Annotated in this window: 16 protein-coding genes; 13 read left to right on the forward strand and 3 right to left on the reverse strand. The window is 70.7% G+C overall.

Features of this window, described 5'->3' with window-relative positions; translation table 11 throughout:
* Positions 1-84 precede the first annotated feature (84 nt).
* Both ACFY2Z_RS24250 and ACFY2Z_RS24255 read left to right on the forward strand, forming a co-directional pair.
* Positions 85-390, forward strand: a complete 306-nt coding sequence (locus tag ACFY2Z_RS24250; RefSeq protein WP_390746194.1) for a 4a-hydroxytetrahydrobiopterin dehydratase — start codon at positions 85-87, stop codon at positions 388-390.
* A 13-nt stretch (positions 391-403) separates the two neighbouring features.
* Complete coding sequence (locus ACFY2Z_RS24255; RefSeq protein ID WP_390746195.1) at positions 404-1,150, forward strand: class I SAM-dependent methyltransferase; 747 nt, start codon at positions 404-406, stop codon at positions 1,148-1,150.
* Between the two features lie 381 nt (positions 1,151-1,531).
* Here the strand turns inward: ACFY2Z_RS24255 and ACFY2Z_RS24260 are convergent, their stop codons facing one another.
* A complete protein-coding gene (locus ACFY2Z_RS24260) occupies positions 1,532-2,302 on the reverse strand; it encodes a phytanoyl-CoA dioxygenase family protein (protein ID WP_390746196.1) in 771 nt (256 codons plus the stop codon).
* A gap of 169 nt (positions 2,303-2,471) precedes the next feature.
* On the opposite strand from ACFY2Z_RS24260, the gene ACFY2Z_RS24265 reads away from it, so the two are divergent.
* On the forward strand, positions 2,472-3,410 hold the full coding sequence (locus ACFY2Z_RS24265) for a class I SAM-dependent methyltransferase (protein WP_390746197.1): 939 nt from the start codon (positions 2,472-2,474) through the stop codon (positions 3,408-3,410).
* A gap of 117 nt (positions 3,411-3,527) precedes the next feature.
* Here the strand turns inward: ACFY2Z_RS24265 and ACFY2Z_RS24270 are convergent, their stop codons facing one another.
* The gene (locus ACFY2Z_RS24270; protein WP_390746198.1) at positions 3,528-4,223 is read right to left on the reverse strand and encodes a glycoside hydrolase family 75 protein; all 696 of its coding nucleotides are present in this window, start codon (positions 4,221-4,223) and stop codon (positions 3,528-3,530) included.
* A 264-nt stretch (positions 4,224-4,487) separates the two neighbouring features.
* On the reverse strand, positions 4,488-5,324 hold the full coding sequence (locus tag ACFY2Z_RS24275) for an aldo/keto reductase (protein ID WP_390746199.1): 837 nt from the start codon (positions 5,322-5,324) through the stop codon (positions 4,488-4,490).
* Positions 5,325-5,618: 294 nt separating this feature from the next.
* Between ACFY2Z_RS24275 and pqqA the strand changes: the two genes are divergently transcribed.
* From pqqA to ACFY2Z_RS24325, 10 genes are all read left to right on the forward strand, one after another.
* On the forward strand, positions 5,619-5,759 hold the full coding sequence (gene pqqA, locus ACFY2Z_RS24280) for a pyrroloquinoline quinone precursor peptide PqqA (RefSeq protein WP_390746200.1): 141 nt from the start codon (positions 5,619-5,621) through the stop codon (positions 5,757-5,759).
* An 18-nt stretch (positions 5,760-5,777) separates the two neighbouring features.
* Entirely contained in the window at positions 5,778-6,530 is a 753-nt protein-coding gene (pqqC, locus tag ACFY2Z_RS24285) for a pyrroloquinoline-quinone synthase PqqC (protein ID WP_390746201.1), read from the forward strand.
* On the forward strand, positions 6,527-6,781 hold the full coding sequence (gene pqqD, locus ACFY2Z_RS24290) for a pyrroloquinoline quinone biosynthesis peptide chaperone PqqD (RefSeq protein WP_390746202.1): 255 nt from the start codon (positions 6,527-6,529) through the stop codon (positions 6,779-6,781). The genes pqqC and pqqD overlap by 4 nt, the downstream gene beginning before the upstream one ends.
* A complete protein-coding gene (gene pqqE / locus ACFY2Z_RS24295) occupies positions 6,778-7,872 on the forward strand; it encodes a pyrroloquinoline quinone biosynthesis protein PqqE (protein WP_390746203.1) in 1,095 nt (364 codons plus the stop codon). The genes pqqD and pqqE overlap by 4 nt, the downstream gene beginning before the upstream one ends.
* Complete coding sequence (locus ACFY2Z_RS24300; RefSeq protein ID WP_390746204.1) at positions 7,869-9,086, forward strand: glycoside hydrolase family 105 protein; 1,218 nt, start codon at positions 7,869-7,871, stop codon at positions 9,084-9,086. The genes pqqE and ACFY2Z_RS24300 overlap by 4 nt, the downstream gene beginning before the upstream one ends.
* On the forward strand, positions 9,083-9,904 hold the full coding sequence (locus ACFY2Z_RS24305) for a heparin lyase I family protein (protein ID WP_390746205.1): 822 nt from the start codon (positions 9,083-9,085) through the stop codon (positions 9,902-9,904). Before ACFY2Z_RS24300 ends, ACFY2Z_RS24305 begins: the two co-directional genes overlap by 4 nt.
* Positions 9,905-9,915: 11 nt before the next feature.
* Positions 9,916-13,155 carry a glycosyl hydrolase family 28 protein gene (locus ACFY2Z_RS24310; RefSeq protein WP_390746206.1) on the forward strand — a complete coding sequence of 1,080 codons (3,240 nt, stop codon included), beginning with the start codon at positions 9,916-9,918 and terminating at the stop codon, positions 13,153-13,155.
* Positions 13,152-14,495 carry a glycoside hydrolase family 27 protein gene (locus ACFY2Z_RS24315; RefSeq protein ID WP_390746207.1) on the forward strand — a complete coding sequence of 448 codons (1,344 nt, stop codon included), beginning with the start codon at positions 13,152-13,154 and terminating at the stop codon, positions 14,493-14,495. Before ACFY2Z_RS24310 ends, ACFY2Z_RS24315 begins: the two co-directional genes overlap by 4 nt.
* Positions 14,496-14,521: 26 nt before the next feature.
* A complete protein-coding gene (locus tag ACFY2Z_RS24320) occupies positions 14,522-16,552 on the forward strand; it encodes a PQQ-dependent sugar dehydrogenase (protein WP_390746208.1) in 2,031 nt (676 codons plus the stop codon).
* A gap of 232 nt (positions 16,553-16,784) precedes the next feature.
* Positions 16,785-18,716: a maleylacetate reductase and hydroxyquinol 1,2-dioxygenase domain-containing protein gene (locus ACFY2Z_RS24325; RefSeq protein WP_390746209.1), complete on the forward strand. Its 1,932-nt coding sequence runs from the start codon at positions 16,785-16,787 to the stop codon at positions 18,714-18,716.
* The last annotated feature ends 15 nt before the right edge of the window (positions 18,717-18,731 follow it).

Below are 18,731 nucleotides of genomic sequence, written 5' to 3' on the forward strand. Positions count from 1 at the left end.
CGGGCCCGGCCGTGCGTACGGCGCTCCACCGAGGGGATGTGACAGGGTGGGACGCGCCCCACGTCGTACGGAAGGAGCCAGGTCATGCCCGTCGAACCGCTGTCGCAGAAGGAGATCGAGGACCGGCTGGCGGAGCTGCCCGGCTGGTCGCTGGACGGCGATCGGATCGCCCGCTCCTACCGGCTCCCCTCGCACTTCGCGGCGACCGCCATGGTCGTCCACATCGCCCAGGTGCAGGAGGAACTGGACCACCACTCCGACTGCACCCTGGGCTACCACACCGTCTCCCTCACGGTGAACACGCACAGCGTGGGAGGCGCCGTCACCGAGCTGGACTTCGACCTCGCCCACCGCATCGAGAAATTGGCACCCGGACACGGGGCGCACTGAACGGGGACAGGCCTTGCTGGACTACGACAAGGAGGCCGAGGGCTACGACTCCTCGCGCGGCGGTGAGCCACGCGCCGCGGCGGCGGCCGACGCCGTGCTCGGGCTGATACCCGAGGACGCGCACCGGCTGCTGGACGTCGGCTGCGGCACGGGGATCGTGACCCGGCGGCTCGCGGACGGGCGGCCCGGACTGCGGGTCACCGGCGCGGACCTGGCGTACGGGATGGTGCGCCGCGCCGCCGTCCGGCTGCCCGGCGCCGTGGTCCTCGCCGACAGCCGCCGACTGCCGTTCCCGGACGGGACGTTCGACGCGGTCACGAGCATTTGGCTGCTGCATCTCGTCGAGGGGCCCGCGGAGGTGCGGGCCGTGCTCGCCGAGTGCGCCCGGGTGCTGCGGCCGGGCGGTGTGTATGTCACCACCGTGGACAAGGCCGCCGCCCATGACGTGGGCAGCGACATCGACGCCGTGCTCGCCCGGCGCCCGCGCCGGCCCGCGTCCGACGCAGCGGAGGCGGTCGCGGAGCACGCCGCCGGGTACGGTCTCGTGCCGGCCGGAGGGGCCCGCTTCAGCGGCGTCGGCCAGGGCCGCAGCGCCCGTGGCACGGCGGCGGACCTGCGCCGTGGCTGGTTCACCACGCTCAGGCCCGGTGATCCGCTCGGGGAACGGATCACCGCCCGGCTGGCCGCCCTGCCGGACCAGGACCGGCCGCGCCCCGACCCGGAGTTCACCCTCCGGGTCTTTCGCAAGCCCGGATCCTGACGCCTGATCCGCAGGGCAGGCGGGGCGCGGCGCGGCAGGTTCCGGCCGTGATCGCAGCGGCCGGAGGTAGTGGGCGGGCGCCCGGACCCCGATGCGGCTGCCGGCGCGGCACCCGGCGAGGTCCGCCGAGCGAAAGTGGATCCCGGCCCGGACACGGGCGTCGACCATGTCCTCGTTGAGCCGGGCGGCGTCGTCGTAGTGCCGGGTGGTGCCGGTGGCCTCGGAAGCTGAGTTGAGGTCGAGGGTGACGACGGCCGGTCCGCCCGGACGAGAAGCACGCATGACCGGCGTAACCGCCGGGCGCCTGGGAGGTCACGCCGATGTGGTCCACCCGTGGCCGGCGGCCGACGCCAGGGGCTCCGGCCGAGGTGATCCGCCGGGTCAGCCCTGCCCGGCCAGCCCCCGGCGGATCGCGAACTCCACCGCCGAGTAGTTGCCGTCCGCCCGCTCCAGCTCGCAGGGCACCGCCGGACACAGGGGCGGCTGCGCCATGAACCGGGCCCGGGCGCCGTGATGCGGCTGGGCGGCATGGACCAGGAACGGATGACAGAGATAGACGTCTCCGGGGCGACCGGTGGCGTACGCGAGCGGGCGGTGCGCGGAGGCCGCGTCCACCTGGGGGCCCAGCTCCAGGAAGGAGGCGCCCTCCTCGCCGTAGGGCTCGAGGACCGGTGGCACGTCGAGATGCGAGCCGGCGCGGATGCGGGTCGGGGCGTCGTCCTCGGTGACCTCGGTGAACAGGAAGAGCATCAGCAGAGCACGCTCCCGGGAGCGGAGATTGGCGTGCCACAGCTCGGCGCCCTCGGGGAGATAGCTTCCCTCGATGTGCCAGCCCGTGTCGCCCGGCTCCTCCTGGTGCGGGAAGCGCAGCGGAAAGGTGCCGAGCGCGTAGCGGGGCTCCCAGCGGCGCTCGCCCACCAGCAGGTCGAAGGCCTCGTGCAGGGCGGGGGAGTTGGCCGCGGCGGCGAACGGGCCCTGCGCCATGCCGCTCACCCGGTACACCGGGTCCTTCCAGGTGGCGGGGTCTTCCGGGGCGTAGCCCGTCTCCCGCCACAGCAGCCGGGCGCAGTCCTCGGCGACACGTGGCGGAAAGGCGCCCTCGATCTTCACGAACCCGTCCTCGAGGAAACGCTCCACCAGTAGGTCGTCCATGGGCCCATGGTCCCGACCGCCCGCCCGCGCCGCACCTGATTTTCGCCGCACCGACCGGCCGTGCGGCACCACGGATCGTGCACCACGGATTTTGCTGCTCCGGCAAGAGGAGTTGCCTTCGTACGGCGGCTCGGCGCAGGCTGACGGCACCGAGAAGAGAGGCTGACCAATGGCGCACGAGCACCACGGCGAACACGGGGAACGCGGCGGACACGACGGCCAGGGCCGCCATGGGCAGCACGCTCACCATGGCCACCAGGGTGAGACCGACATCGACTGGGCCGTGATGGCGCCGATGCTGGAGTCACAGGCGGAGCTGTTCGCCCCCCTGTACCGGACGGTCATGGCCTGGCTGGCGCAGGAGACGCCGCGACCCGGCCAGATCGTCGACACGGGCAGCGGACCCGGCGTCGTCTCCGCCCTCTTCGCCGAGTCCTTCCCCGGTGCGCGGGTGGTCGCGGTGGACGGTTCCGGTCCGCTGCTGGAACGCGCCCGCGCCCGGGCCGCCCGGCTCGGCCTCACCGACCGGTTCGGCACCCTCACCGGTGAACTCCCTGACGTACTGGCGGAGTTGGACTACCCGGCCGACCTCCTCTGGGCCAGCAACAGCCTGCACCACCTGGGCGACCAGCGGGCCGCCCTCGCCGCGTTCGCCGGGCATCTCGCGCCGGGCGGCACCCTGGCGCTGCTGGAGGGCGGTCTGCCCGCCCGGTTCCTGCCGAGGGACATCGGCATCGGCCGTCCGGGCCTGCAGGCCCGGCTCGACGCGGTCGAGTCGGAGTGGTTCGCGCGGATGCGGGCCGAACTTCCCGGCACCGTCGCCGAGGTCGAGGACTGGCCGGCTCTGCTGACCGTCGCCGGCCTGAAGCACTCCGGCACGCGCAGCTTCCTGCTGGACCTGCCCGCCCCGGTCGACGACCGGGCCCGGACATATGTCGCCGCCGTTCTGACCCGGCTGCGCGAGGCCCTGGACGACGGCCTCGACGCCGAGGACCGGGCCACCCTCGACCGCCTCCTCGACCCGGAGGACGAGGCGAGCGTGCACCGCCGGACGGATGTGTTCGTGCTGAAGGCGTACACGGTCCACACGGCGGTACGACCCGCCTGACGCGCCCGCCCGCCCGCCCGCCCGGTACCGCGTGCCCCGCGGCACCGAGCGGGCGTGCCCGCTCCCCGCACGACTGGACCTGTCCGGCCGGAGCCCTCTCGCGGCCGGCCGTCCGGATCAGTTGCTGTTGATGAACTGCTGGGCCAGCGACTGGCCGAGCGAGACCGCCGCGCTGTGGCTCTCGATCGGCGACACCTGGGAGTTCTTGAACAGGATGTACGTCACGCCCGAGTCCGCGCCGCCCGTCGCCGGGTCGGGGTCGATGCCGAGGGCCTTTGCGGTGGCGTACGAGGCCTCGCCGATGATCTTCGTGGGGCCGGTGTCGCCGACGACCGCGTACTCGACCTTGTTGTTGTAGATGACGGCGACCACGCCGCCGCCCTTGATGCCGGAGCTGGAGTACTTCCAGATGCTGCTGGCGCTCGGCACGACGACATAGGGGAGCGAGTCGGCGCGCAGCGGCTTGCCGTCGGACTGGTGGAAGGCGGTGTCGTCCTGGAACCAGGGGTCGGCGTCGCCGTTGCACTTGCTGGTGACCTGGCCGTCGCAGTCGACGTCCATGTCGGCCTTCCAGAACACCGCGCCGTTCTTGCCGCACACGGGGACGGTGGCCGAGGTCTCGTCGTCGGTCTTGTACTTGCCGTTCGAGATCTGCGAACAGGACGTCACCTTGGCGAGGAGGGCGGCCGCGCTGACCGAGCCCTCCTGGGCGGACTTGGGGGTGGTCGCGCCCGAGGCGTTGGCGGGGAGCACCGCGGTGGCGAGGAGCGCGGCGCCGGCGGTGGCGGCGAGGGTCAGTGTTCGAGTGCGCACTGTGGGGGGACCCTTCTGTTAGGAAAGTTTCCTTACCGGGTGCCGTACAAGGTGGACCCCTCAACATGGCCGCGTCAACCCCCAATGCCCGTGCAGCTGGCGAGAGTTGAGCGCTTCGGGGGGAATCCGCAGCTCGGGCTCGCCCGGGCCGCCGGCCCGCGCCGCTCCGAACGCGCCCGGTCCTCACCACCCCGCACACACGACGGCGCGCCCCGAAGTCGCCGTGGAAGCGATCCGGGACGCGCCGCGCAGGGGGTGGCCGGGTCAGACCATGTCGAACGTCGCCGGGTCCGGGCCGATGCGCCGATCCTCGTTGAGCGCGCTGATCGCCGCCATGTCCTCGGTGTCCAGCGTGAAGTCGAAGACGTCGATGTTCTCCCTGATGCGGGACGGCGTCACGGACTTCGGGATCACGACGTTGCCGAGCTGGAGGTGCCAGCGCAGCACGACCTGGGCCGGGGTCCGGTTGTGCTTCTGTGCGATGGCCACGATCGCGGGGACCTCCAGGAGGCCCTTGCCCTGGCCGAGCGGCGACCAGGCCTCGGTGGCGATGCCCTGCTCCGCGTGGTACTCGCGCGCCGCGTGCTGCTGAAGATGCGGATGCAGCTCGATCTGGTCGACCGCCGGAATGACGGACGTCTCCTCGATGAGTGTCCGCAGGTGCTCCGGAAGGAAGTTGGACACGCCGATCGCCTTGGCGCGGCCGTCCGCGTAGATCGCCTGGAGGGCCTTGTACGTGTCCACGAACGTGCCCCGGGACGGCAGCGGCCAGTGGATGAGGTACAGGTCGACGTACTCGAGGCCGAGCTTCGTCAGCGAGGTGTCGAAGGCGCGCAGCGTGGAGTCGTACCCGTGGTCGCGGTTCCAGAGCTTGGTGGTGATGAAGAGGTCCTGGCGCGGGATGCCGGAGGTGGCGACCGCCTTGCCGACGCCCTCCTCGTTGCCGTAGATCGCCGCTGTGTCGATGCTGCGGTACCCGGCCTCCAGGGCGGTGGCGACGGCGCTCTCCGCCTCGTCGTCCGGCACCTGCCAGACGCCGAAGCCCAGCTGGGGCATCTCGACGCCGTTGTTGAGGATGATCGGGGGGACCTTGCTGCTCACGAGCTCTCGATCCTTCAAGTCGACGGGTGGTACTCCCATGGTCAACGATCACGGGCGCGTGCGCATTCCTGACCGGGGATTTCCGCACGGAATCTTGGCCGCACCCGCAGATTGGCCAGAAATGGATCCGACCTCCACGGTCCGGACCATTGACCGAGTCCGCTCATCCCGCAACTCTGTAACGCGGCACCAGACGAGTCACTGAACCCGGTGCATCCATGTGAACGCGCCGCTTACCTGGCTCTCTGCCGTGCTCACCAACCCCCCACCCGGTACGAAAGCAGGTTTGCGCACATGAATGAGAAGGCGTCCGAGACCCCTCAGCCGGAGCAGATCATTCGGGAAACATCGGAGGAGAGGACCTGGGAGGCTCCTGCCTATCTGGTCGTGGAGACCGCCCTCGAAGTCACCGCCTACGCGCTCGCCGACCGCTAGCCGGACGGCGCGCGCACCATGACCGGGACACCCGTGCGCGACGACGGCGTCGCGGCCCCGTGGGGGACCGCCGAGTTCACCGAGCGGCTGCGCGCCGTCGCCGCGGAGCGCTATCACGACCGGCATCCGTTCAACGTCCGTATGCACCGGGGCGAGCTGACCCCCGGCGAACTGCGCCGCTGGGTCGCCAACCGCTTCCACTACCAGCGGCACATCCCCGTCAAGGACGCCCTGATCCTCGCCAAGTTCGACGACCCGGCACTGCGGCGGGCCTGGCTGCGCCGCATCCGCGACCACGACGGCACGGCCGAGGGCGAGGGCGGGATCGAGCGCTGGCTGCGGCTCGGCGAGGCGACCGGACTGGACCGTGCCGTGCTGTGGGACGCCTCCCGGGTGCTGCCCGGGGTGCGGTTCGCGGTCGAGGGCTATGTCAGCTTCTGCCGCTCGCGCCCCGCGCTCGACGCGGTCGCCGCGTCCCTGACCGAACTGTCGGCACCGAGCCTGATGCGCACCCGCATCGCCGCCTTCGAGCGCCACTACCCCTGGATCGAGGCCGACGGGCTCGCCTACTTCCGCGGCCGGGTCGGGCAGGGCGGCCGGGACGGCGAGGAGGCCCTCGCCCTGGTGCTGGCCCGGGCCGGGACCAGAGCGGAGCAGCAGCGGGCGCTCGCCGCACTCACCTTCAAGTGCGAGGTGCTGTGGGCTCTGCTGGACGCGGTGGACCAGGCGGGAGCCGGCACGTCCGAGCGCCCCGCTCCGGGCCCGCCATGACCTGGCGGCCGACGCTCCACCGTGCGGCGGTGCTGCGGCACGATCCCGTCCGGGACACCGATCTGCTGCTCGTGCCCGAGCGCGTGGTCGTGCTGCGCGGCAGCGCCGGTGCCGTCCTGCGGCTGTGCGACGGCGGCCTGGACCTCGACGAGATCGTCGCCGCGCTCGGCGACCGCTTCCCCGGTGCCCCGGTCGACAGCGAGGTACCGAGGTTCCTCTGGGCCCTGCGAAAGGAGGGCTGGCTCCTGTGACCGTCGATCCCCCCTGGGCGCTGCTCGCCGAACTGACCCATGCATGTCCGCTCCGCTGCGGGTATTGCTCCAACCCCGTCGAACTGATCGGTCGGTCAGCAGAGCTGACCGGTGAGCAGTGGGCCGACGTCTTCGGTCAGGCCGCCGGCCTGGGCGTCGTCCAGACCCATCTGTCCGGCGGCGAGCCGCTCCTCAGACGTGATCTGCCGGAGATCGTGCGGGCGGCCGACGCCCCCGGCCTCTACACCCAGCTCGTCACCAGCGGCGTCGGCCTCACCGAACCACGGCTGGCCACTCTCGTGGCCGCCGGACTGCGCAGTGTCCAGCTCTCCGTACAGCACGCCCGGCCCGACGCCTCGGAACGCATCGCGGGTGCCCGCTCGTTCGCGGCGAAGGAGCGCGCCGCCCGGCTGATCCGCACGGCCGGACTGCCGTTCGGTCTGAACGCGGTCCTGCACCGGGCGAACATCGACGCGCTCGACGAGCTGATCGATCTGGCCCTGACCTGGGGCGCCGACCGGATCGAGCTGGCCAACACCCAGTTCCACGGCTGGGCTCTGCGCAACCGGGCCGCCCTGCTGCCCAGCCGCGACCAGATCGCCCGGGCGCGTTCGGTGGTGGCCCGCCGCCGCGAACTCCTCGCTGGGCGCCTGGAGTTGGTGTGGGTCGCCCCCGACTATGTGGACGGCACGGCGAAACCCTGCATGGGCGGCTGGGGCGCGGTCTCGCTCACCGTCGCCCCGGACGGAACGGTCCTCCCGTGCCCGGCCGCCGCCTCCCTCCCCGGCCTCGACCCGCCGAACGTCCGGGCACACCGGCTCGACTGGATCTGGTGGCGCTCCCCGGCCTTCACCGCCTACCGGGGCGAGAGCTGGATGCGCGACCCCTGCCGTGGCTGTGTCCTGCGGGGCGTCGACCACGGCGGGTGCCGCTGCCAGGCGTACGCGCTCACCGGCGACGCCACCCGTACCGACCCGGCCTGCCGGCTCGCCCCCGACCACGCCCTCGTACGCACCCTCGTCGACCGGGCGGCGAAGCCGCGCGGCGATCTCACCCACGTCCACCGTGCCTACCGAGAGGAAGGACCATGAGACGACGCCTGCGGGCAGCACTGACGGCGGGCGCGCTCGCCACCGCCCTGCTCGCCGGGTCGGCCGAGGCCGTCCCGTCCGCACCGGCCGCCGGGACGCCGGCACCGGCCGCCCGGCCCCGGAGCACCACCGACTGGTCGGTGGCCGTCGTCGACTCGACGACGGCCCGCTACACACCGAGCACCATCGGCGGCTGGTCCTACCCGGTCGGCCTGTACCTCTACGGCCAGTACCTGACCTATCGGCGCACGCACGACGCCCGCCGTCTCTCGTACATCAAGAGCTATGTCGACCGCTTCGTGAAGAGCGACGGCTCGATCGACCAGAGCTTCAACAGCCTCGACAGCATGCAGGCGGGCCGGCTGCTGGTCATCCTGCACCATGAGACCGGACAGGACCGCTACCGCAAGGCGGCCCGGAAGATCCGCGACCGGCTCGACACCTACCCCCGGACCTCCGACGGCGGCTTCTGGCACGCCGACACCAGCAGCCGGGCGCACCAGCTCTGGTCGGACGGCGTCTACATGGTGAACCCGTTCCTCGTCGAGTACGGCAAGGAGTTCGGGGACGCGACGTACGCGAACGACGAGGCGGCCAAGCAGCTCTACGTCTACGGCAGCCACCTCCAGAGCCCGAACGGACTGCTGCGGCACGCGTACGACGAGTCGAGGACGGCGAACTGGGCCGACCCCGCGACGGGCCTCGCGCCGGAGCACTGGTGCCGGGCGGTCGGCTGGTACGCCATGGCCGTCACCGATGTGCTGGACGCGCTTCCCGCGCAGCACCCCCGTCGGCCCGAACTGCTCGCGATCCTGCGCAAGCTGGCGGCCGGACTGGAGACGTACCAGGACCCGGCGACCGGCCGCTGGTTCCAGGTGATCGACAAGGGCGGCCGAGTCGGCAACTGGACCGAGACCTCCTGCTCCAGCATGTTCACCTACGCCCTCTCGCGCGGCGTCCAGCAGGGCTGTCTGGACCCGCACTACGCCCAGGTGGCCCGGCGCGGCTACGCGGGCGTCCTCGCGCAGCTCTCCGTCGGTTCCGACGGGCGCACGGACCTGGCCGGCATCTCCGTCGGCACCAACGTCGGCGACTACGCGTACTACATCGCCCGCACCCCGGCCACCAACGACCTCCACGGCCTGGGCGCCTTCTTGATCATGAACGAGCAGCTCCGGACGACCCACCCTTCGCAACGAGGTGATCAGTCATGAGCCCCACCAGAAGAACCCTGCTGGGCGCGGCGCTCGGCGGCACGGCCGCCGCTGCCGTCGGTCTTCCCACCTCCTCCGCACACGCCGCCTCCTGGCAGTCGAAGTGGTCCCCGTCGGCCGGCGGTGACGGTCTCGGCGCCTTCGAGACCGTCGAGGACGACCGTGCGGACTCCCACCCGGCCGGACATCCGCACATCTTCGCCACCGGCGCCAACTGGCGTTTCAACATGCACATGGCCGACCGGGACACCTCCGCCGACCGGCAGCGCCAGGAGGTCACCGGGCTGCGCACGAGCGGCAGCAGCTATCTCAAGTGGACCCAGGGGCAGACCTGGCGGGTGACGTACTCGATGTACATCCCCAGCTCGCTGAAGGCGACCACCACCTTCACCCACATCATGCAGATGAAGCAGCCGGGGAACGGCACCTCGCCGATCGTGGTGCAGTCGCTGCGGCGGGACGGGGGCACCTCCCGCGCGCGCGAAGCCGAGCGTGGGGCAGGCAGACAGACCATCGAGCTGAAGCTCGCCATCGACGACATCCTGGTGGGCCGGACCGATCTCGAACCGCTCCACGACACCTGGACCGACGTCGACTTCCAGATCAAGGTCGGCAACGGCTCCGCGGGCTCGGTCCGCTGGATCCTCAAGAGCGGTTCCACCACGGTCGTCGATGCGCAGAAGACGGGCGTCGACACCTTCCTGGCCGACCGCGTACGGCCCAAGTGGGGCATCTACCGCTCCCTGGGCGACACCTCCGGGTCCCTGCAGGACACCTACCTCCTGCTCAGCAACCTTCGCGGTTACCAACTCGTCTGAGGAGCCGTCCCATGCGACCCCCCACCCCCTTCGCGAGGGCGACGGCCGTCCTGTTCGCCGTCGTCGCCGTCGTCCTCGGTCTCTCCCATCCCTCGGCCCTCGCGGCCGCCCGCCCGGCGCCCCGCGCCACGGTCTTCGACGTACGGGACTACGGCGCCAAGGGCGACGGCTCCACCAACGACACCCCGGCCATCAACAAGGCGGTGACGGCCGCCAACGCGGCGGGCGGCGGCACGGTCCGCTTCCCGGCCGGCGCCTACAAGTCGAAGAACACCATCCATATGAAGAGCAATGTGACGCTCCAGGTCGACACGGGCGCCACGATCCAGGGCTCCTCGGCGGACACCTATGACGCCCCCGAGTCCAATCCGTACGACAAGTACCAGGACTACGGGCACAGCCACTTCCACAACGCGATGATCTACGGCGACAAGCTGACCAACATCGGCTTCGTCGGCGGCGGCGTCATCGACGGGCTGGGCAACCTGATCACCGGCAATCCCAAGCCGGGCGAGGCAGACAAGATCATCTCACTGACGCGCTGCGACGGACTGCACATCGGAGACGGTCTCACCCTGCGCAGGGGCGGCCACTTCGCCGCGCTCGTCAACGGCTGCAAGAACGTCACCTCCGACCATCTCACCATCGACACCGCGAGCGACCGCGACGGCTGGAACGTCATCTCCACCACCAACGTCGCGATCACCCACGCCGACATCAAGGCCAACGACGACGCCCTGGTCTTCAAGAGCGACTACGCGCTCGGTGCCAAGCTCCCCAACGGCCATGTCCGGGTCAGCGACTCGACGCTGTCGGCGGTGTGCTGCAACGCCCTGATGTTCGGCTCCGAGACCTGCGGCGACTTCTACGACTACCAGTTTGAGAAGATCCGAATCGAGGGCGCGAACAAGTCCGGACTCGGCATGGTCTCCATGGACGGCTCGAAGATCTCCGACGTCCACTACCGCGACATCACCATGACGAACGTCCACTCGCCGATCATGGAGAAGATCGGCACACGCAAACGGTGCGGCAACAGCCCGGGTGTCGGGTCGATCAGCGATGTCACGTACGACGACATCACGGCAACCGGCAACAGCCCGTCCTTCAGTCCGACCCTGTGGGGCGAGAACGGTCACCGCATCAGCGGCGTCAGTTTCACCGACGTCAACATCACGGTGCCCGGCGGCAGCGGCACCATGTCCACCGGGGTGCCGAGCAACGACCCGGGCGACTACAACCCGAAGAGCATCGGCGCCCGCCCCGCGTACGGCTGGTACCTCCACAACGCCGACGACATCACCTTCACGGACAGTTCGGTGAAGTTCGCGGCCGACGACGGGCGCCCGGCGCTGATCGCAAACGCGGCGAGCGGACTCCGCTTCACCCGGTTCACGGCCCAGCGCGGCAGCGGCTCCCCGCACGACATGGGCTTTCAGAACGTCACCGGCTACTGCCTGACGGACAGTCACTCCACTTCGGGCGGGACCCTGCGGGTGGCCGCCGACGGCTCGACGGAGAACTGCGTCGCACGGACGGCTCGCCCGCTGGACCTGGAGAACCCTCGCCAGGCCTTTCTGCGCGGGTCCGTCGGCGGGCTGTTCCTGCACTGGGGTCTGCGCACCGCCCCCGCCCACACCGACTGCACCGCCTGGGAGCGCGATGTCACGGGCGGCGGCTGGAGCCCGGACTACTGGGTGAACGAGGCCCGCAAACTGCACACCCAGTACCTGGTCCTCGCCACCTTCCACAGCCGCCTCGGCTACGCCCGCCCCTGGCCGTCGAAGATCCCCGGCTCCTGCTCCACCAAGCGGGACTTCCTCGGCGAGCTGATCGACGCGGCCAAGGGCAAGGGCTTGAAGGTCGTCCTCTATATGACCGACGACCCCCAGTGGCACGACGAGGGCGGTCACGAGTGGCTCGACTCGGCCGCGTACTCCGCGTACAAGGGCAAGAACGTCGACCTGACCACCCGGGACGGCTTCGGCCAGTTCAGCTATGACAACTTCTTCGAGGTCATGGACCGGTATCCGGACCTCGGCGGCTTCTGGATCGACAACGACAACGCGTACTGGGAGAGCCACCACCTCTACGAGCAGATCTATCAGAAGCGCCCGAACTACACCCTCAGCAACAACAACGAAGACACGCCGATCATGGACATGATCAGCAACGAGCAGAAGACGGGAATGACTCCCGCCTACGACTATCCTCAGGCCCTCTACACCGCCCAACCCCGGCTCACGGAGGCGGACTTCAAGCTCCCCTCGACCGGCTCCTGGTGGTACGACGGCTCCGATCCGACCGTCGACAAGGCGCTCACCCTCGGCCGGCTCATCACCAACGCCGGATCGTCCGTGAAAGCGCTGATGGCCGAGACCGCCCAGGTCAACGGGAAGTTCCCGAGCAACCAGGCCGCCTTCAACACCTTCACCGACTCCTATCTCACCCCGATCTGGGAGTCACTGCACGGCACCGAGGGCGGCGGCTACATGTACGGCGGCCTCAAACCCGGGTTCTGGAACGACGGAGCGCACGGTGTGACGACGATCAGCAGGACCGACCCCGACCTCCAGTACGTCCATGTCCTGACACCGCCGTCCACCAGCACCCTGCGCATCCGCGACAACGGCTACCGGATCGCCGCCGTCACCAACCTCCGCACCGGCGCCCCGGTCTCCTGGACCCAGTCCGGCGGAGTGCTCACCCTGAACGGACTCGGCGGCTGGGACCCCTACGACACCGTCTTCAAGGTCGTCGCGGCCGGGCGGCAGGGGATCCTCTCCGGGGTCACCGTGAGCGCGAGCGCCTCGGCGAGCGGCCATCCCGGCTCCTTGGCCGGCGACGGCAGCTACCTCACGTACTGGGACAACGGCAAGACGCTCCCCGTCAGCCTCACCTTCGACCTCGGATCGGCGAAGAAGGTGCAGTACATCGGCCTCAACCAGCGGGAGGACTCCGTCTCCTACGCCCGCTCCGACACCGAGCAGTCCGCCCGCATCAAGGACTACAAGGTCTTCGTGAGCAACGACGGCAGCACCTGGGGCAGCGCCGTGAAGAGCGGGCAGCTGCCGAGCCGCCGTGGCATCCAGGGCATCGATCTCACCGCGGTCAACGCCCGCTATGTCCGCCTGGAGGTGGACGGCACCTGGGCCGCCGCCACCGACACCACCCGCTACCGGCGGCTGCGGATCGACGAGACGTGGATCGGCACCTCCTACGCGACCCCCGCGAACGGAGGACGGTCATGACACGCGGCAGAACGCTCGCCCTGGCGGCCGTCGGCCTGGTGATCGTCACGACGGTCCCCCTGCTCGGCGACTCCCGGCCCGCGGCGGCTTCCGACAACGGCTCGGCCCTCCGTCCCGCCATGGGCTGGAGCAGCTGGAGCTTCGTACGTCGGCAGCCCACCGAGGCGAAGATCAAGGCGCAGGCCGACGCACTGGTCGCCAGTGGACTCGCCGGCCACGGGTTCGTGTACATCAACCTCGACGACTTCTGGCAGAAGTGCGACGCGAACGGCTTCGTCGTCGACTCCTACGGACGCTGGGCCGTCGACACCGGCAAGTTCCCGTCCGGCATCAAGGCGCTGGCCGACTACCTCCACGCCAAGGGGCTCAAGTTCGGTTTCTACGTCACCCCGGGCATCGCCAAGAACGCCGTCACCGCCAACACGCCGATCGAGGGGACCTCGTACCACGCGAAGGACATTGCGGACACCTCGAAGACCGAGAAGAACTACAACTGCAAGAACATGTACCACATCGACTACGGGAAGCCGGGCGCGCAGGAGTTCGTCGACTCCTGGGCCAGGCAGTTCGCCTCCTGGGGCGTCGACTATCTGAAGATCGACGGGGTCGGCAGCGCGGACGTCCCCGACGTCCAGGCCTGGGACAAGGCGCTGCGCGCGACCGGACGGCCCGTCGACTTCGCGCTGTCCAACAACCTTCCGATCGACCACGCGGCGACCTGGCGGCAACTGGCCAACAGCTGGCGCACCCAGGGCGATGTGGAGTGCTACTGCGGTCCGGGTCCGAACGGCAGCGGCTACCCGCTCACCGACTGGTCGCACGTCTCGGCCCGCTTCGACTCGCCTGCCTCCTGGCAGCGGTACGCCGGCCCCGGCGGCTGGAACGACCTGGACTCACTGGAGATCGGCAACGGCGACCGGGCCGGCCTCACGGCCGACGAGCGCCGCTCCCACTTCACCCTGTGGGCGACGGCCGCCGCACCGCTGCTGCTCGGCACCGACCTCACTCATCTGGACTCCGTCGACAAGGCGATGCTGACGAACGACCGGCTGATCGGTGTCGACCAGGACGGCGTGGCCGCGAAGCGGATCGTCAACAGCGGCGTCCAGCAGGTGTGGAGCAAGAAGGAGAGCAGCGGCGACTACGTCGTGGCCCTGTTCAACACCGGTACGTCCGGCAACGCGACGGTCGGCGTGAACTGGTCGCAGGTCGGCTTCACCGGCTCCGGGGACGTCACCGACCTGTGGTCGGGCTCCCACAAGGGAGCCGTCGCGAACGCGTACAGCGCGACCCTGCGGCCGGGCGAGACCCGGCTGATCCGTGTCAGGCCGCTCGGCTGAGACCCAGGCTGAGGAGAAACCCGACCATGAGACCCCAAGCACTGCTGCCCTGGTGCCTTTCCCTGGCGCTCGCCGTCCCGCTCGTCGGACTCACCCCCGCCTCCGCGCGGGCGGCCACCGACTACCAGGCAGAGGACGCCGTCATCTCGCAGGGCACCGTCGCCACCAACCACACCGGATACACCGGCACCGGCTTCGTCGACTACACCAACGTCAAGGGCTCCTACGTGGAATTCAGCGTGAGCGCGAGCGCCGCCGGTGCCTCGGCCCTCACCCTCCGCTTCGCCAACGGCACCTCCACCGACCGGCCCATGGACCTCTCCGTCAACGGCACGGTCGTCGCCTCCGGCGTCTCCTTCCCGGCCACCGCCGACTGGAACACCTGGGCGACCAAGACGGTCGACGTCCCGCTGACCGCGGGCACCAACAAGATCCGCGCGACCGCGACCACCGCCAACGGCGGACCCAACCTGGACCGCGTGAGTGTGGCAGCCGCCGCCGACACCCAGGCCCCGGCCCGCCCCGGACAGCCCAGTTGCTCCGACATCGGCGAGGACGGCCTCACCCTGGCCTGGGGCGCCGCCACCGACAACGTGGGCGTGACGGCGTACGACCTCTACGAACACGGCAACAAGATCGGCGAGGCGCCCGGGAACGCGACCAGCAAGGTACTGACCGGACTCGCCCCGAACACCACCTACAACCTCACCGTCATCGCCCGGGACGCGGCCGGCAACACCTCCCCGGCCAGCCCCGTCGTCGACTGCACCACCAAGCCCAGCTCCGACACCACCCCGCCGACCAGGCCCGGCACCCTCGCGGTCTCCCGCGTCACCGCGAACAGCGCCAACCTGAGCTGGGGCGCCTCGACGGACGACCGGGCGGTGACGGCGTACGACATCCGCAGCGGCACCACCGTCTACCAGACCGTCACCAGCGGCACATCGGCCACGCTCACCGGGCTGGCGTGCGACAGCGCGTACACCCTGAACGTCGTCGCGCGCGACGCGGCCGGCAACACCTCCGACCAGAGCAACTCGGTGACCTTCACCACCAAGGCGTGCACGACGGACGGCGGGGTGCCCTCCTCCATCGCCACCCTGTCGACGGGCTGGACCATCCCCTGGGGCACCTACTGGATGCCCGACGGCAAGACCGCCCTGGTCACCGAGCGGGACGACTTCCGGGTCTGGAAGGTGACCAAGGACGGCAGCCGGACCCAGGTCGGCACGGTCCCGGGCGCCGTCACCACCAACGGGGAGGGCGGACTGCTCGGCGTCGCGGTCGACCCCAAGTGGGACACCAACCACCACGTCTACTTCATGCACACGGCCGCCGAGGGCAACCGGGTCGTCCGCATGACCTACGACGGCACCACCCTGTCCGACTACACGGTCCTGCTCCAGGGCATCAAGAAGAACCGCTACCACAACGGCGGCCGCCTCGCCTTCGGCCCCGACGGCTGTCTCTACGTCTCCACCGGCGAGGCCCAGACACCCGACCTCGCCCAGGACAAGAACTCCCTGAACGGCAAGATCCTGCGGATGACGACCGACGGCAAGCCGGCCCCCGGCAACCCCTTCGGGAACTACGTCTACAGCTACGGCCACCGCAACCCGCAGGGCCTCGCCTTCGACCGCAACGGCCGTCTGTGGGAGGCGGAGTTCGGCAACAGCTCCAAGGACGAGCTGAACCTCATCAAGCCGGGCGCCGACTACGGCTGGCCGACCTGCGAGGGCGCCTGCAACGTCGCCGGGATGACCAACCCCAAGGCCACCTGGAACGTCTCGGAGGCCTCCCCGAGCGGTATCGCCATCGTCCGCAACGTCGTCTACATGGCCTCCCTGCGCGGCGAGCGGCTGTGGAGGATCCCGATCAACGGCGACAACGAGAGCGTGGGCACCCCCACCGCCTACTACGTCGGCACCTACGGCCGGCTGCGCACGGTCACCAAGGTGCCCGGCGCCGATCAGTTGTGGCTGTCCACGACCAACTGCGACAACAACGGAGGCGCGGCGGACGGATCCGACAAGCTCTTCCGCGTGACGATCGACTGAGGTCCGTCCCCGCAGGGACCCGCGCCCACCGGCGACGACACGACCGGGCCGCCGCCTCCTCGGAGGCGGCGGCCTTCGTGTGCCGGGGCGCCGACACCCGCGGCGTACGGCCCCCGCGCGCCTTTCGTGCAGCGACGACGCGCCTTTCGTGCAGGAGGCGACGGGGTCACGACTCGCACACTCGGTGGCCAGGCAACGAGGCCTACCGACCGAGACGCGAAGGCGGAGCTCCATGCGGACGTTCGTCTACACATCCCATCCCTCGCGGGTGATCTTCGGCTCCGGCACCGTCGACCGGCTCCGCGAGGAGATCGAGCGGCTCGGCCGTCGCCGGGTCCTGCTGCTGTCCGGCCCGGACCTCGCGTGGGCTTCCGCAAGGATTCACGAGACGCTCGGCGACCTGGTGGCCGCCGAGTTCACCGGCGCGGCGATGCACACCCCGGTGGAGGTGACCGAGCGGGCGCTCGCCGTTCTGCGTGAGGGGTCCGCCGACTGCCTGGTCGCCGTCGGCGGGGGATCGACGACGGGCCTGTCGAAGGCCCTGGCGCTGCGCACCGGACTGCCGCAGGTGATCCTCCCGACCACCTACGCAGGCTCCGAGGTGACCCCCGTGCTCGGCGAGACCCGGGACGGGCAGAAGGTCACCCGCTCCTCGCCCGCGATCCTGCCCGGCACCGTGATCTACGACGTCGACCTCACGCTCGGCCTGCCGGTGCCCCTGTCGGTGACCAGCGGTGTCAACGCCCTCGCGCACGCCGTGGAGGCCCTGTACTCCGCCGACGCCAACCCGGTCACCGACGGCCAGGCCCTGGAGGCGATCTCCCGGATCGGGCGGGCGCTGCCCCGCCTCGCGGCCGACCCGGCCGACCGGGACGCACGCGCCGATCTGCTCCAGGCTGCCTGGCTCGCCGGTACCTGCCTGGCCACGGTCGGGATGGGCCTGCACCACAAGCTCTGTCACACCCTGGGCGGCAGCTTCGGCCTCCCGCACGCCCAGACCCACACCGTGATCCTTCCGTACGCCATGGCCTACAACGCGCCCGCGGCCCCCGACGCGATGCGCAGGATCGCCGAGGCCCTCGGTGTGCCCGACGCCCCCGCCGGGGTGCACGACCTGGTCGCGTCCCTGGGCGGCCCGACCTCCCTGCGCGAGCTGGGCATGGCGGAGTCCGAGACGGCCCGCGCGGCCGAGCTGGCCGCCGCGACGCCGTACCCGAATCCGCGCGAGGTGACCGCCGACGGCATCGCGGGCCTGCTGTCCGACGCCTGGCACGGACGCCGCCCGGCCGCCGGGCACACCGGCGCGGACCCCCGGCTGGCGCGGCTGACCGGCCAGGTCGTGGCGAGCTTCGCCGGCGCCCCCGACCCCCGGGTCGGTGCCCTGCTCGCCGATCTGGTCCGGCACCTCCACGCCTTCGTGACCGACAACGACCTCACCGAGTCCGAATGGCAGTACGCGATCGACTTCCTCACCCGGACGGGACAGCTGTGCGGCCCCACCCGTCAGGAGTTCGTGCTGCTGTCCGACACGCTGGGCGTGTCCAGCGCGGTGGACCTGCTGACCAACTCCCGCACCCCGGGCACCACTCCCTCCGCGGTCCTCGGCCCCTTCTATGTGGCGGGCCCGCCCGAGGTCCCGCACGGCAGCGACATCTCCGGCGGACTCGCCGGCACCCCGCTGTGGGTGGAGACACAGGTGACGGACACGGCCGGCCGACCCGTCAAGGACGCGGTCGTGGACGTATGGCAGTCCAACGAGGACGGGTTCTACGACGTGCAGCTCCCCGATCTCGACGGGCCGGTGCTGCGGGCCCGGCTGCGCACCGATGCCGAGGGGCGGCTCACCTTCTGGTCGATCCTGCCCGCGGCGTACCCGATCCCGGACGACGGCCCCGTCGGGCAGATGCTCGCGGCGGTCGGCCGCCATCCCTACCGCGCGCCCCATCTGCACTTCATGATCGACGCGCCCGGCCATCGCAGGCTGGTCACCCAGCTGTTCGTGGCGGGCGGCGCGTACCTGGACGGCGACACCGTCTTCGGCGTCAAGGACGAGCTCGTCGTCGACTACGCCCCGCAGGCCGGCCCCACCCCCGACGGCCGCCGGGTCGACGGCGAGTGGCGCCGTCTGTCCCACACCTTCCGTATCGCCCCGTCGGCCGAGTGACCGAGGAGTGCCCCT

The organism is Streptomyces sp. NPDC001222, assembly GCF_042896945.1.
Lineage (GTDB): Bacteria > Actinomycetota > Actinomycetes > Streptomycetales > Streptomycetaceae > Streptomyces > Streptomyces gibsoniae.

Bases quoted from the DNA above. Each gene is read 5' to 3' on its own strand.
- ACFY2Z_RS24250 (WP_390746194.1), top strand. From the start codon at position 85: ATGCCCGTCGAACCGCTGTCGCAGAAGGAGATCGAGGACCGGCTGGCG.
- ACFY2Z_RS24260 (WP_390746196.1), bottom strand. From the start codon at position 2,302: ATGGACGACCTACTGGTGGAGCGTTTCCTCGAGGACGGGTTCGTGAAG.
- ACFY2Z_RS24265 (WP_390746197.1), top strand. From the start codon at position 2,472: ATGGCGCACGAGCACCACGGCGAACACGGGGAACGCGGCGGACACGAC.
- pqqA (WP_390746200.1), top strand. From the start codon at position 5,619: ATGAATGAGAAGGCGTCCGAGACCCCTCAGCCGGAGCAGATCATTCGG.
- pqqC (WP_390746201.1), top strand. From the start codon at position 5,778: ATGACCGGGACACCCGTGCGCGACGACGGCGTCGCGGCCCCGTGGGGG.
- pqqD (WP_390746202.1), top strand. From the start codon at position 6,527: ATGACCTGGCGGCCGACGCTCCACCGTGCGGCGGTGCTGCGGCACGAT.
- ACFY2Z_RS24300 (WP_390746204.1), top strand. From the start codon at position 7,869: ATGAGACGACGCCTGCGGGCAGCACTGACGGCGGGCGCGCTCGCCACC.
- ACFY2Z_RS24305 (WP_390746205.1), top strand. From the start codon at position 9,083: ATGAGCCCCACCAGAAGAACCCTGCTGGGCGCGGCGCTCGGCGGCACG.
- ACFY2Z_RS24310 (WP_390746206.1), top strand. From the start codon at position 9,916: ATGCGACCCCCCACCCCCTTCGCGAGGGCGACGGCCGTCCTGTTCGCC.
- ACFY2Z_RS24315 (WP_390746207.1), top strand. From the start codon at position 13,152: ATGACACGCGGCAGAACGCTCGCCCTGGCGGCCGTCGGCCTGGTGATC.
- ACFY2Z_RS24320 (WP_390746208.1), top strand. From the start codon at position 14,522: ATGAGACCCCAAGCACTGCTGCCCTGGTGCCTTTCCCTGGCGCTCGCC.
- ACFY2Z_RS24325 (WP_390746209.1), top strand. From the start codon at position 16,785: ATGCGGACGTTCGTCTACACATCCCATCCCTCGCGGGTGATCTTCGGC.